At 56.3% G+C, this 13,818-nt stretch carries 12 protein-coding genes and 1 riboswitch; of the genes, 2 read left to right on the plus strand and 10 right to left on the minus strand.

Annotated elements, in window-relative coordinates; translation table 11 throughout:
• From B3C38_RS04560 to B3C38_RS04575, 4 genes are all read right to left on the minus strand, one after another.
• On the minus strand, window positions 1–594 hold a 594-nt coding region (locus tag B3C38_RS04560), incomplete at its 3' end, for a YncE family protein (RefSeq protein WP_414630900.1).
• On the minus strand, window positions 581–2,608 hold the full coding sequence (locus B3C38_RS04565) for a hypothetical protein (RefSeq protein WP_022333049.1): 2,028 nt from the start codon (window positions 2,606–2,608) through the stop codon (window positions 581–583). The genes B3C38_RS04560 and B3C38_RS04565, both read right to left, overlap by 14 nt.
• A 4-nt stretch (window positions 2,609–2,612) precedes the next feature.
• Window positions 2,613–4,337 carry a PKD-like domain-containing protein gene (locus B3C38_RS04570; protein WP_022333048.1) on the minus strand — a complete coding sequence of 575 codons (1,725 nt, stop codon included), beginning with the start codon at window positions 4,335–4,337 and terminating at the stop codon, window positions 2,613–2,615.
• A gap of 11 nt (window positions 4,338–4,348) precedes the next feature.
• On the minus strand, window positions 4,349–6,358 hold the full coding sequence (locus B3C38_RS04575) for a DUF5074 domain-containing protein (protein ID WP_286725777.1): 2,010 nt from the start codon (window positions 6,356–6,358) through the stop codon (window positions 4,349–4,351).
• A gap of 283 nt (window positions 6,359–6,641) precedes the next feature.
• Window positions 6,642–6,843, minus strand: a riboswitch (cobalamin riboswitch).
• A gap of 269 nt (window positions 6,844–7,112) precedes the next feature.
• On the opposite strand from B3C38_RS04575, the gene B3C38_RS04580 reads away from it, so the two are divergent.
• Entirely contained in the window at window positions 7,113–8,105 is a 993-nt protein-coding gene (locus B3C38_RS04580; RefSeq protein ID WP_410511655.1) for an arginase family protein, read from the plus strand.
• 94 nt (window positions 8,106–8,199) lie between these two features.
• Here B3C38_RS04580 and B3C38_RS04585 read toward each other — a convergent pair whose 3' ends face one another.
• From B3C38_RS04585 to B3C38_RS04610, 6 genes are all read right to left on the minus strand, one after another.
• Window positions 8,200–8,676: a TspO/MBR family protein gene (locus tag B3C38_RS04585; protein ID WP_117508217.1), complete on the minus strand. Its 477-nt coding sequence runs from the start codon at window positions 8,674–8,676 to the stop codon at window positions 8,200–8,202.
• 76 nt (window positions 8,677–8,752) lie between these two features.
• Window positions 8,753–9,613, minus strand: a complete 861-nt coding sequence (locus B3C38_RS04590) for a DUF3737 family protein (RefSeq protein ID WP_278809154.1) — start codon at window positions 9,611–9,613, stop codon at window positions 8,753–8,755.
• A gap of 23 nt (window positions 9,614–9,636) precedes the next feature.
• Window positions 9,637–9,759, minus strand: a complete 123-nt coding sequence (locus B3C38_RS04595) for an SDR family oxidoreductase (RefSeq protein ID WP_346987532.1) — start codon at window positions 9,757–9,759, stop codon at window positions 9,637–9,639.
• On the minus strand, window positions 9,737–10,285 hold the full coding sequence (locus B3C38_RS04600; protein ID WP_279143540.1) for a cyclophilin-like fold protein: 549 nt from the start codon (window positions 10,283–10,285) through the stop codon (window positions 9,737–9,739). Before B3C38_RS04600 ends, B3C38_RS04595 begins: the two co-directional genes overlap by 23 nt.
• Before the next feature lie 105 nt (window positions 10,286–10,390).
• The gene (locus B3C38_RS04605) at window positions 10,391–11,419 is read right to left on the minus strand and encodes an alpha/beta hydrolase (RefSeq protein ID WP_026318504.1); all 1,029 of its coding nucleotides are present in this window, start codon (window positions 11,417–11,419) and stop codon (window positions 10,391–10,393) included.
• A gap of 20 nt (window positions 11,420–11,439) precedes the next feature.
• Entirely contained in the window at window positions 11,440–12,615 is a 1,176-nt protein-coding gene (locus B3C38_RS04610; protein WP_216651293.1) for an iron-containing alcohol dehydrogenase, read from the minus strand.
• A gap of 240 nt (window positions 12,616–12,855) precedes the next feature.
• Here B3C38_RS04610 and B3C38_RS04615 point away from each other — a divergent pair, with 240 nt between their 5' ends.
• Entirely contained in the window at window positions 12,856–13,749 is an 894-nt protein-coding gene (locus B3C38_RS04615) for a helix-turn-helix domain-containing protein (protein ID WP_153918956.1), read from the plus strand.
• The last annotated feature ends 69 nt before the right edge of the window (window positions 13,750–13,818 follow it).

Raw genomic sequence — 13,818 nt, forward strand, 5'->3', positions numbered from 1 at the left:
GTCGATCTTCAGCAGCCGGTTCTGATAAGACCAGCAGTTCACGTAGACGTATTTGCCGTATTGCACCATCTGTTCGGTCGAACCGGTTTCCATCGTCATACCCGGGCAGTCGATGTATCCCGTAATCTCGAACCGTTTGGGATTGACGATGAAAATGCGGTTGTCCCAGATCTGTGTGACATAGGCTTTTTCGTCCGACAAAAAATGGATATAGCGCGGGGAGGTGAGGTTCGTGATGCGCCCGACTTCTTTGAAGGTCACGGGGTCGATGGCAAAGATCACATGCGAATTATTCACGACGATCCAGCCCAAGCCGCCGTACATCGTCATCGACTGTGCCACGTCGCCCAGCTTCTGATCGTTGGCGCGGAAGAACACCTCGTTGTCGATCTTACGGGTTTGCGTGTCGTAGAACGAGAGCGTGGCATTGCCGTATTGGAAATTCCCCTCGTTGGTGATGAACAGCCCGTGTCCCACCTCGGGGCGGACTGCGATCTCCCGACCGAGATCGTAGTCCCACTTCATACAGCCGGTGAGAACCGAACAACAGCTTGCGACGATGAATATAAAGCGGTTCATCCTACGGCTTGACATACTCCCCTGCGGTTATTTGCTCCCAGGTCGGATTATAACCGTTGCCCGAGACATTCCACTTGTCGGCCGAAAGTGACGGCAGCGCATTTTTCAGCCCGGAGAAATCGGTCATCTTGCCCCAGTATTTGATATCTACCGAACCGATTTCAGTGACGCCCGCGAAATCGGCCATGCCTGTCAGCTTCATTTGGCTGGCCGCACCGGAGTAGGTTCCGCCCCAGAATTTGAATACCCCGATCTTGCGCAGCAAGGGTAATTCGAGATCGCCTTCATCCACATACTGCATATAGCTCGTGTCCCACTTGTCCGTCACCTCGGTAAGTTTCGGGGCGCTGAGTTTTTTGAGGTACGAACAACTGCTCATCTGGAAAGTTCCGACTTGCTCCAGATCGGGAAATGAAACAGTTGTCTGGCCGCTGGCTTTGCCGCCCGACTGCGAATAGGTACCGATGGATTTAATGCCGGGGAAGGTAATCAGGTCGTTCTGCGTATAATTGGAAACGCTGAGTTTTCCCGAGATGGTTTCAGCGCCTTCGAGTGCGGTGAAGTCGCACGCTCTCGAACCGCCGTTCAGCGACAGATCGCCCAGCGCATTTTTCCGAACCCTGACCTTCGCCAGTTTGTAACAGGCGATCAGTTCGACCTTCGGGAGCGACTCCACGCCCGACAGGTCGAGCGACGGCAGCAGGTTCAACTGGTAAAAATAGATGTTTTCGCAGGCCGTGAGCCGGGGGATGGAGAGTGTTTCGATCAGAGAAAGGTGGCGCAGGTAGAACTGTCCTCCGATGGTTTCGAGCGCGGGCAGTTCGAGCCTGTCGCTTGAAAATTTCGTGTCGATCTTAAAATCCGCACGTACCTTTTCGAGCGACGAGAGGTCGATGCTGGAAAGCATGGCTGCAGAGCTACTGTCCGAGAGCGAGAACGAGGCCAGCGAAGGAACTTTCGGCATTGCGAATGTGGTCGCTGCCGTCAGGTAGTTCCAGGTAAATGCACCGCCCAGATGCACCAGTTCCGGCATATTGAGTACTTTGAGCTGTGTCAGGTAAGTCAGCGTGCAGTTGCCGCCGATGGAGGCGATCTTCGGGAGTTCCAATAACTGCAATTCGCTGAGATACTGGAGCGACAGCGAACCCGTTACTTTTTCGAGCGACGAGAGTCCGAGTGCGGCCAGGGCCTTGTTGCCGGTCGAGGCATTTGTGCCGGAGAGGATCGTCAGATCGCCCGTACACTCCTTCAGCGCCGGAACATTGAAAACGGAGAGTTTGGCTGCATTGATATAGACCGTCCCCGTCGATACGAGTTTCGGCAGGTCGAGTTTGGCGACCGTATTGCCGTTTACCGAGAGCTGTCCGAGCGATTCGAGGGCGGGCAGTACCACGTCGAAATCCTGGGCGGTCGTAAGCGGCGTGGTGGCCGTTCCCAACACCAGACCGCCTGCCGAACGCAGGTTTTCGAGCCCGGAGAGTTTTTCCCCAGCGAATGAGTTGCCTACGACGATGTTGTAGCGCACGTCGGTCAGTCCGGCTAACGGCGCAAGGTCGGTCACGGGATCGTCGCAGGCCGAAAAATCGCCGATCGTGAGGTTTCCCTCGATCACCGTCGCACCCGTTGCGGCGAACGCTTCGACATCGGCCTGTGTCGGCAGTGCGACGCTGCCGGCCGTAACGTCGTTACGCTTGACCGAGTAGGCGTAGTCGCGCAGGGTCTGGTTATAGGCCATGACGCGGAAACGGTGTTCGTTGTCCCAGTCGGTGATCCTCGCCGGATCGGGGTACAGGATCGCCTGCTCGCAAAGTTCGTAGTCAGCAGTAGCACCTTCGAGCGACACATTGCGGGGAATGGAAACCACGATTTCGTCGCCGACGAGTGCGGCGCGGTATACCGTTCCGTCCTTGGCGGTGAGCGCGAACGAAGTGATGTGGTTGTCGATGCCGGCAAAGGGCTGGTTCTCCTCTTTGTCGTTGCAGCCGCAGAACGCGAAAACCGCTGCGGCCAGAATCAGTATTTTTCTCATCGTATTATTTCTTTTTGGTCATGTTGTAATCGAATACGCCGAACACTTCGGTCGAAATTTCGCCCAGCCAGCCGCTTTTTGCCTGAATGCCGGTCTGCACCTTGACAAAGTCGATGTATTTGAGGCCAGCGGGCTTGCCGTCGAAAGTGACGGCGTCGGAAATCCGGAAATGGTTGGCGTTGACGCCTGCTCCGGAGTTCGGATCGTCGGTCAGACGGTCGATCGGGCTGAAGTTGTCCGCGTAGCCCCAGTCGTAAGCCGGATTGACCCAGTAGGAACCGTTGCCCGACTGGTCGTAATTGTTGGCCTTGAGGCAAGTGCCGCGCAGCGTGTAGCTGTCAGCCTCGACCCATGCCGGATAATAGTAGTCCTGCGTATGGAATTGCGAAAGGTAATCGACGGAACCGCTCGCACCCTTGTTGTCCGTCCACTGCACCTCCATGCCGGCAGCGCGTGGACGGTAATAGGTCACGGCATAATCCTGTGTCGTTTCAGGCTTACCGTATTCGGAGCCTTTCAGTTCGTACCATGTGTCGTTCGGCAGTCCGTCGCCGTTTTCGTCCTGCATGACCCATACGATGCCCGGTTCGGATGAACCGTCGAACGAGTTGCCCGAAACGCCGATGTTGTAGCCGCCGTCATTTTCAATGCTGTGGTCGAAGCCGACTACCAGATAGCCGCCGAAAGCTCCCAGCGACACATAGGTGTTGAGTTTCATCTGGGACTCGGCATAGGCGCACGCTGCGTCCATCGTCGTCACGTCATAACGTTCGTTGACGAATTGTCCGGGAGCGGCAAGGAACTCGTAGACCTTGTTCCAATCCTTGCTGCTTGCCGGAGATCCGGCACGGTAGTATCGGCCTTCTGCGGGGCAGACATTGACGGTCAATTCCTGAGGAACCGTCAGATATGAGTTTTTCATTTCGACTTTGACCGTGTACGTTCCTTCGGCCGATTCGGAGAAAATATATACCGGATCGGAGGACTGTTGCACCTGTTTGCCGTTTACCGACCAGGTATAACTGGCATCGAACGCATTGGTAATGTCGAAAGGCATCAGACGGATGCGGCGGCCGGCGGATAGGTTGAAGACCGTCTGATCGAATGTCCAGCCGAACGGCATTTCGTCGATCGTGCAGACTTTTACCCCGAATTCCTTGCTGTCCTCGCCGTCCTCATTGCGGGTGGCGAATTCGAGCGTATAATCTCCGGCTTCGGACGCGTCGAATGTAAATTCCTTTTCGGAGGAAACCTCTTTGCCGTTCACGCTCCATGTGCAGGTCGTGGGGATCGAGGTGTCGATTACGGAGGGTTTCAGCGTCAGAGGACTGCCGACCAGAATCGTATACCCTTTTTCGGGAACCGGCAGGCTGATTGTCGGGATTTCCAGTTCTACCACATCCACACGCAGCTCCTCGGAGGCCGTGCCGTAACGGTTCGACACTTGGAGGAGCACGAACAACTCGCCTACGGTTTGTTCGCACACCGTAAGGGCGGGTTGCGTGCCGACGACTTTTCCGTCGATTTTCCACACATAGAGTGCCTTGTCCGCGTTTTCATAAGTGGGGCTGATCGTCAGTTCCCGGCCTGATTTGATGGTGTAAACCGCATTCTCGCTGTCGAGCGTGATACGGGGGGCCGTCTGCGAATCGACCTCGATCACATCGTCTTTGTTGCAGGACGACAACACGAACAACGCAGCAAATAAACAGGATAACAGTTTTTTCATCTCTTTATGCTTTATTTGTTAATATACGCTTCGGAGAAACGGTAGACGAAATCGATCCCGGCCGGGCTGGCACCTTTCTGCGTGGGATAGGAAAAATGGTTGATTTCCGAGGCGGAAGTTCCGCTCACGTCATAGGTGTAGATATTCGAATCGACGTAGCTCGACTTGCCGACCCACAACACATTGGTTGTCGGATGCTGCCCCATAATGCCGTAAATCGTTTCATTTCCAGATAGATATTTGTAATCGACGGTCTGCGTCTGGTAATTGTACCGCGTTGCGCTCGTGGCGTTGAAAGCATCGGTATCCACAAAATAGAGATAAGGATCGGTGAAACTGGCGCACATGCCGATAGCCGGAGACCATGTTGCGATCGGGAATCGAACACCTCCGGAAAGTTCTTTTTCTGAAACGACCGTGCCCGAGTGATCGATGCCAACGATCATCGGATCGGAGGTCAGGGTTCCCATATTCGGGCTCGTGCCGGAATAGGTTCCGGCAAGGGCGAAATAGATATTGCCGTCGGCACCTTTGACGATGCCTTTTACTTGCCGGCCCTCATAGGTCAGCCGCTTTTCCACCGTTCCGCTTTCGGCATTGATGATAACGACGCTGTGTCCGCATCCCGCATAAATCTTACCCCGTGAATAGACCATGCGGGTTTTGATCGCGCCCACCGAAGTAAAGGCTCCGAACGTGCCTTCGAGGGTCGCGCCGATTTGCACCGAATTTTCACCGAGGGTCAGGGCGACTATGCCCGAAGTGCTTTCCATACTTGAATCGGAATATTGAACATAGGCTTTCGTTGCACTTACAACGACCAGATGCTGAGGCCATGTGTCTTTGTCTTCGGGGGTTTTAAATACCAGCGGGTCGGCGAATTCCATGCGCATCGTCCGGGCATCGCACACAACGAAACGGCCTGCGCCGCCCATGCGGTCGCCGTTCTGGGTTAACAGGTAGATTTTTCCGTTGGCCATGAACATATCCTGTACGACGTTGCCGATCTCCAATCCGCCGTTGGCCTGCTCGAATACCTCCCGGTACTCCTTGCCGGCCTTGTCGTAGTAGACCAGCATACCGTTTACTGAAGTCATATTGCCCTCGCAGACCACGAACGTACCGTCCTTGTCCGTGTAGTCTACCGAAGCGCACACGTCGGCCGAGGCAAAGACCGTATCCCCTTTTTTATCGATCCCGATCAGCGTGATGATGCCGCCTGAGTAAGCTGCATCCGAAGCCGCCGGAGCCTGCACGGTTACGCTATTTTTCGCAAGGTTCAGCGACGCCTTCCACCCTTCGGGAATATTCATGAAGTCGGCGGTTTCCACATCCGTCGTATTCAGCGTCAGCGTCTTTTTCTTGCCGAAGTCGAATACGAAGTACGAACGGCCGTCGTCGGGCTGTACAAAACAGAATGAGGACACCGAAGTTTTTGGAATGACGATTTCCGTGCCGTCGGTCAGAGTGAACGTTACGGCATCGTCGCCGTCGCTGACCGATTTGAAGAACGAATCCCCGTCTTTTCCGTTGCTTCCCGTCGCTTTTACGTCGTTGCCGGCCGCATCTTTGATGCGCGCTCCGTCCACAATCCAGTAACCGTCGGCATCGACGGCCATTTCGGGTTTCGAACCATCTTTGCCAGCTACCGGGATTTTGTGGCCGTCCGCATCGGTCAGCCAGTTGCCCTTGCCGCCGATCGTCCAGTAGTAGCCCCCCTCGAACAGGTCGATACCGACCTCCGGGGCATTCGTACCGTTCTTGCCGTCGGCAATCGAAACGGAGGTGTTGTCGTTGAACGTGATGGTGTATCCGGTGTCCGTCTGGGTCACATCGGAGATCGTCTTGCTTTGGCGCAGGGCATCCACAAGCGTTTGCAGCGCCGAAACCTCTTTGTTGAGTTCCGCGAGTTGGGTCTTGATCCCGTCGATCTCCTTCCACAGATCGTCGTCGTCGTACGAGCAGCTCCATGTCGCAGCACCGAACAGGGTTATTGCCAAAAGGGTAAATAGTTGTTTCATGCTTTTCAGATTTTAATTATTAATCGGTTTGATTTCCGGGGGATAAAAAACGCCTGCCGACAGGCGACGGCCTGCGGCAAGCGTAGAGGATGAACAGGAGATCCGGACGGGGCGCGGATTAGCCTCTCCCGTTGTATAACCCTGTCTGTTATGAATTATTCCCATTGTCATTCGAATCACGCGGGTGATTGCACGACAGGAAACTGCTGAAAATCAAATCGGGGAGGGAGTGCGTTGCGATAACGACGACCGTACCATTCGATTCCAACCCGAAACCCGCGGGTGCAAATCAATCGTTAAGGCAGGTCTTCTGACTCGTCCCGTTTATCGCGCCTTCCCAGTTTAAACCAGTGGCAAAGAGTACGATAAACAACTTCTCCCGAAGGAGGGGACTTACAGCAGCGAGTACTGTTCCGGATTTTCACCGGATTCCCTTTTCATCCTGTCCGGCATACCGGGCAGGAACCATAACGGCGTAAAGGTAATTATTTTTTTTGATTGTTATACAAATCACAAAAAAAATCGCCCGGCCTCGCAATCGGGAGGGCGTAGAATTTCCGTATCGGTAGGGATCTGCCCGGGTAAAATGCGTTACTCCTGTGCGCGGCTTCCAGCAGAGATCGGTTTTGTGCAAAAATAACGCTTCCCGAATAACTGCCAGCCGTATTTCCGCAATTTGTCCATCCCGTAAATTTATCGATATACGAATAATTTGCACGTACTTGCATCTCCCGGAGGCATTTCGTATTTTTGCATGTCCTGCAAAAGGGACGAACCCGCTATGAAAGGATTTTTGTTGCCCGGCGTGCTGGCCGGCGGAGTGGTTTCTGGCGGAGTGCAGCAAAAAGTACCGACAAACAGCGAAGTTATGAAAACAAATACATCGACGATCCGCCTGATCTACCCGCAATGGCAGGGCGGCAATGTCGCGGCAATGGTGCCCGAGGTAAAGGATCCCGACGATGCCGCACGGGGATATTACCTCGGGGCGCAGCTGCTCGACTTCCTGGCTCCCTGCGGCGGGCAGGAAACGCTCACCGTTCCCGTCTCCACCCAGATCGGGGAACGCAGGGTGACGGACGGTGTACTCGACCGCGACGTCATTCTCCGGCAGACGAAAGCCGCGCTGGAGATGCTGCGGGCGAGCGATCCCGGCAGGATCGTGACCCTGGGCGGGGATTGCTCCGTGAGCGTGGTGCCGTTCACCTACCTTGCCGCGAAATACGGCGGCGACGTGGCGATGGTATGGATCGACGCCCATCCCGACATCACGCTTCCGGGCGATCCCTATCCCGGCTACCATGCCATGGCCGTGACGGCCTGCATGGGGCACGGCGATGCGAAGATCGTGGCGGAACTGCCCGCCGCATTCGACCCGTCGAAGATCCTGTTCGTAGGGTTGCGCAACTGGGAGCGGGACGAGATTAAGGCCCGCCAGCATCAGTACGGGATAAAGCATCTCACCCCCGAAGAGGTGGCTGCGGACAGCGATGCGCTCCGGGCCTGGCTGAAATCGTGCGGGGCGTCGAAGGTGGTGGTTCATTTCGATATGGACGTGCTCGACCCGGCGGAGATCGTTGCGGCGGTCGGCACCGATCCCGACGGGATGAAAATAGAGGCGGTCGTCCGCGTGATAAACGATATTGCGGCTGAAAAGGAGCTGGTGGGCCTTACGGTCGCCGAGCCGATGCCCCGTACGGCGATCCGGCTCAGGGATATGCTGGGCAGGTTGCCGTTGCTGGAATAGCCGCCTTATGCGATACGCCGTCGAATCCCCGGGAGTTTCCTTCCCGGGGATTTTTCAAATCTTCGTCCTGCTGCACATCGCGCCTTTCCCCGGTTTACAGCCCCGTCCCGTTCGCAACGAGGATATAGGCGTTGAGGTAGGTGGCGAAGAGGAGCCAGCAGAGGTAAGGGACGAAGAGCCATGCGGCAGCGGCGCGTACGTTTGCACTGCGGACGAGATAGAGAATCACCAGGACGTCGAGCGCCACGATGTCCACCATGCCCAGCAGGGGGCTGCGGCAGACGAAGAAGAGTATGCTCCACAGGAAATTGCACCCTAACTGGAGGAACCACAGCCTCACCGCACTTTTACGGGCGGGGGCTTCGGAGGTCAGTACCAGCCCGCCCGAGATACCCATGCAGAGGTAGATGATGCTCCATGCGATCGGAAAAACCGCATTGGGCGGTGTCAGCGTCGGTTTGTCGAGCAGCGGATACCATTCCTCGATCGCGTCTTGCTGCAACCATCCGGCAAGTCCCCCGAGAACGAAACACAGCGCTGTCGGGAGAATATAGGCCCATATCTTTTTCATGGCGTTATTGTTTTGTTCCGAATTTACAAAAAAAATGCCCGATGCTCCGTTTCCCGGCATCGAAATCGCATTCCAGCTATGCGCAGTTGCTTTGTTTGTCCCACGTTGCGATACGGCAGTCGCCCGGTGCCTTGACATTCCCGTCGAGGATGACCTCCCCGTAGCTTTCGGCCGTGACCGAACCGCTGCGGGGGTTCTTCACGCTGCGGACGGGGCCGTCTATGGCGGCCTGCAATGTCGAGTATTCGAACGCCAGGTCGCAGTCGTCGGCCATCGTACAGTTTTCCAGTACGAGATCCGTGGCGTAACACAGAGGCTGGGTGCCCGATATTTTGCAGTTGACCAGCCGCAGCCGCTTCGAGTGCCAGCCCAGGTACTCGCCGTTGATCTCGGAGTCGTAGACCGTCACGTCCTCGGTGTTCCAGAAAGCGTCCTTCGAGTTGATGACGGCGTTGCGGATCACCACGTTGCGGCAGTATTGGAACGAATAGTTGCCTCTTTGTGCGTAATCCTCTATGCGGATGTTTTCGCCGTGCATGAAAATGTAATCGCCCTTGTCGACCCGCACGTTGCGCAGCCGCACGTTGCGGCAGTGCCAGAGCGTTTCCTGCGCAAAAGGCAACCGTACGTTCTCCAGCCGGATGCCGTCCATCTCGCGGAACATCTTGGGGGCTTCGACCAGCGTGTCGCTCATCGTAAGGTTGCGCGAATACCACAGCGCCGCGCGTGCGCCCTCGGTGAAGAGGCAGTTCCGGACGACGAACCCGTCGACGTGCCAGAACGGGTATTTGCCTTCGAAACGGCAATCGACGGCTTCGATGTCCGAGCACTCCTTGAGTGCCGATTCGCCGGCCTGTATGGTTACGTGCTCCATGCGCAGGCCGTGCGAGGCGAACAGCGGGCGTTCGCCTCCGTAGGTGGCGTTTTTTATCTGCATCGTTCTTGTTTTTTAGTTTGAATTTACATGGCCGTATATCCGCCGTCGACGGCTATTGCCTGGCCCGTAATGTAGCTCGCTCCGGGGCTGCAAAGCCATACGACGACTGCTTCTTCCGCTCCGTCATGTCGGATTTTGTTCGCTATTGTTTTCCGGTGTTTCCCGTCGTTGCCTTTCGAACCGGACGCTAAGCGAGCCGGGGATGCTGAGGGCTTCGATTCCGTTGCCGTCGATGCGCCCGATTCGGATCAGGTCGTTGCTCCTCGACCCGTTTTTGTAGAATATGGCCACATTGCCCCACGGGACATAGATCGTGATGTCGCCCGGTGCAGGGGTGCAGCTGCGTGCGACCTTGGAGGTCGTCAGCGCCGGTGAGGGATAAAATATTTTCTCGGCGTTGCTGTAATCCGACAACGTCACCTCCAGCGGCAGGCGCGAAAGGAAATCCCGTGCGGCGGCATTGTCCTCCATCGTGGCGGTAATCGTGCGGCTGCCGACCGTGATGCCGATTTTCAGCGATGTTTCGCCCGGGTCGCCGCCCTCGTTTCCGCCGGGCGTCTCCGGTTGACCGGGGTGCCCTCCGGAAGGGGCGGGGTAGTCGCCCGATTCCCCGCATGCCGCCGGCAGTACCAGCGATAGCAGCATGAACGGCAGTAACAATAATTTTTTCATAGTCGTTCTTTATTGGTTTTACAGGTTGGTCGATCCCGGGTACGCGGGCGCCGGACAGGTGCGGCATCCCGGTGTGCTTTTGGCACTGTTGCCCGCGCAGCGGGATTATTTCAGCGCATCCCTGAAGAATGTTTCCAGTTTCCCGAACGGGATCAGGCCTGTCCGGTCGTAGAGGTCGACATGCCCTGCATCCGGCACGAGGTAAAGCTCTTTCGGCTCGGCAGCCAGGCGGTAGGCGTCCTCGCTGAATTCCCGCGAATGGGCGTTCTCTCCCGCGATGAAGAGCATCGGCCGCGGCGAGATGGTCTCGATGTCGGCGAAGGGGTAGAAGTTCATGAATTTCACGTTGCTGGTCAGTGTGGGGTGCGTAGTCGTGCGCGGCGTGGCCCCGTCGGGGGTGAACTCCCCGCGCGGCGTACGGTAAAATTCGTAGAATTCGCGCTCGATCGGCGTGGATTCGGCCGTCAGTTCGTGTACTGTGCCGCCGGTGTAAAGGGGTTCCCCGCCCAGGAATTCGGCATAACGCTGTTCGGCAGCCTGGGCGATGATCCGTTTGCGCTGTTCGGGCGACAGAGCGTGTTTCAGCCCGTTGCGGCTGGCTGCCCCCATGTCGTACATGCTGACCGTTGCGATGGCTTTCAGGCGGGGGTCGATCTTCGCAGCGCTGATGGCGAAGCTGCCGCTGCCGCAGATCCCGACAACGCCGATACGTTCCCGGTCGACAAAGGGGCGGGTGCCGAGGAAATCCACCGCCGCGCTGAAGTCCTCCGAATAGACATCCGGCAGGACGGCATTGCGCGGTTCTCCGTCGCTTTCACCCCAGAAGGAGAGGTCGAGTGCCAGCGTGACGAACCCGCATTCGGCCAGTTTCGTGGCGTACAGACCGGCGCTCTGTTCCTTGACTGCGCCCATCGGGTGCCCGACGATGACGGCGGGGTATTTTCGCCCTTCCTCCAGCTCCTTGGGCAGGAAGAGCCGTGCGCCTACTTTCATTTTGTATTGGTTGGAAAAGGATACTTTCTCGGTGTTTACCGAATTGCTTTTGTAGAAATTGTCTGCGTCGCCCTGTGCGACGGATGTGTTCGTGCCGAGTATCATAAGTATGGCTGTTGTCAGAATTAATGGTCGTTTCATGATCGTGTCGTTTTTTCGGGTTATTTATAGGCGGCCCGGTAGATAGCTGTGCATTCGTCGATGCTCAGCCTGTGCCGGTCTGATTCAAACAGTCCGGGCATTGTGTCGAATGCGTTGAACGTCATTTGCTGTAACTCTCCGGGGGTGATGCCGTAGTCGGACATCCTCAGGTCGGCGACGCCGCATGCCTGTTGCAAGCGGGTGAGCGCCGTGATGAAATCCCTGGGCTGTGCGGCCTGCTCCATCCCCATTGCACGAGCCATCCGTACGAAACGCTCGTCGCAGACGTGCCTGTCGATGAAGAACGAGAAGTAAGCCCTGCTGAGCATGATCAGCCCGGCGCCGTGGGGCAGATCCTGGTGGTAGGCCGACATGGCGTGTTCCATCGAGTGCTGGCTGGTCGTGGCGCTCAGGCACATCACCACGCCGGAAAGGGTGTTGCCGAAGGCCACGCGGGTGCGAGCTTCGAGATCGTCGCCATTGGCCACGGCGCGCGGCAGGTTGCGGGCGATATGCTCGATGGCGGTCAGTGCGTACATGTCGCTTGCGAGGTTGGCGAATTTCGAAATGTAACTCTCCACGCTGTGGAACAATGCGTCGAACCCCTGGTATGCCGTGAATTTCGGCGGCACGGTGAGCATCAGCTTCGGATCGACTACGGCCAGTACGGGGAATGCGGCTTCGACGCCGATCTTTTCATGGGTTTGTTCGTTGGTTACGACGCCCCACGGATCGACTTCCGACCCGGTTCCTGCCGTCGTGGTTATTGCGATGACCGGCAGCGGTGCGTGTTCGGCCTGCTGTTCTTTGCCCGTCCCGCCGAATACGTAGTCCCACAGGTCGCCGTCGTTGGATGCCATCAGGGCTATGGCCTTCGCGGCGTCCATGACGCTGCCGCCTCCCAATGCGACGATCATGTCGCACCCGTGCTCCCGTGCCGCTGCCGCTCCGGCCATGACGGTGGATTTCAAGGGGTTCGCCTCGATCCGGTCGAACACCACGCTTTCGACCCCTGCCAGCCGGAGCTGTTCCTCCGTGGCGGCCAGATAGCCGTTTTCCCGGGTCGACTTGCCGTTCGAAATTGCCAGCAGCGCCTTTTTCCCGGGCATCTGCTGGCTGTGCAGGTTTTTCAGTTCGTCTGCCCCGAAAAGGATGCGGGTCGGGATCCGCATGTTGAAATTCATTTTTGTTTTCATGGCTCTATTGTGTTTGATGTTTTTCTACACTGCAAAACTACATCCCGCGGGGCATTCGTTTTGTATACGTATTACGGATATATTTACCCTGATTACTGGTTTGGTTGTCTATGAAATATGCTGATGTACAGTAATATACCCCTATTACGGATAATATTACCCCAATTACTGTTTCGGCGGCCCGGCGTGTGGGCCGAATCTGCAAAAACACTATCTTTGTAACAGGTAAAGAAAAAAGCCATGGAAGAAATCCTGAAAATCGACACTGTCGACCAGTATAACAAACTCTTCGGGTTCGAGACCCGCCACCCGCAGGTCGGCGTCGTTTCGTTCGATACGGCCGAGAGCCAGGGAAACTACCGGATGACGATGGGGTTCTATTCGGTATTCCTCAAGGAGACTGCGGGATGCCGGATCGACTACGGCAAGACGAGTTATGATTTTGACGACCAGACGGTCATCTGCATCGCTCCGGGGCAGACGGTGGGGTATACCGACGTGGAGGGTGTTCCCAAGAAATCGGTCGGGCTGCTGTTTCATCCCGATTTTATCCGCGGTACGTCGCTGGGGCAGAAGATTAAGAAATATACGTTTTTTTCCTATGAGTCCAACGAAGCCTTGCACCTGTCGGAGGAAGAACGTATGATTGTCCTCGACTGCCTGGAAAAAATCCGCATGGAACTGCTCCACGCCATCGACAAGCATACCAAAGGGCTTATTGCGACCAATATAGAACTGCTGCTCGACTATTGTATGCGTTTTTACGAGCGCCAGTTCGTCACGCGCGAGGACATGAATCTCGATGTCCTGGCACGTTTCGAGCGGTTGCTCGACGATTACCTTACCCAAGGCGCCGCTGCGAAGGAAGGGTTGCCTTCGGTACGCTATTTTGCAAGCAAAATATGCCTGTCGCCCAATTATTTCGGCGATCTGGTGAAGAAGGAGACCGGGAAATCGGCCCAGGAGTATATCCAGCTGAAGATGATCGACGCGGCCAAGGAGGGGCTTCTCGACCCGAACAAAACCATCGGGCAGGTGGCCTATGAACTGGGATTCCAGTATCCGCAGCATTTCGTACGCTTCTTTAAACGCCATGTCGGCTACACCCCCAGGGAATATCGGTTGCAGAGCTGATCGGGGCTGAAACAGGTGTGCCTGCGAAATTTTCCCCTGTTTTTTCCGATTTTCCGGAACATTGTCTTA

Source organism: Alistipes sp. UBA1686 (genome assembly GCF_002320215.1).
Classification (GTDB): domain Bacteria; phylum Bacteroidota; class Bacteroidia; order Bacteroidales; family Rikenellaceae; genus Alistipes; species Alistipes onderdonkii.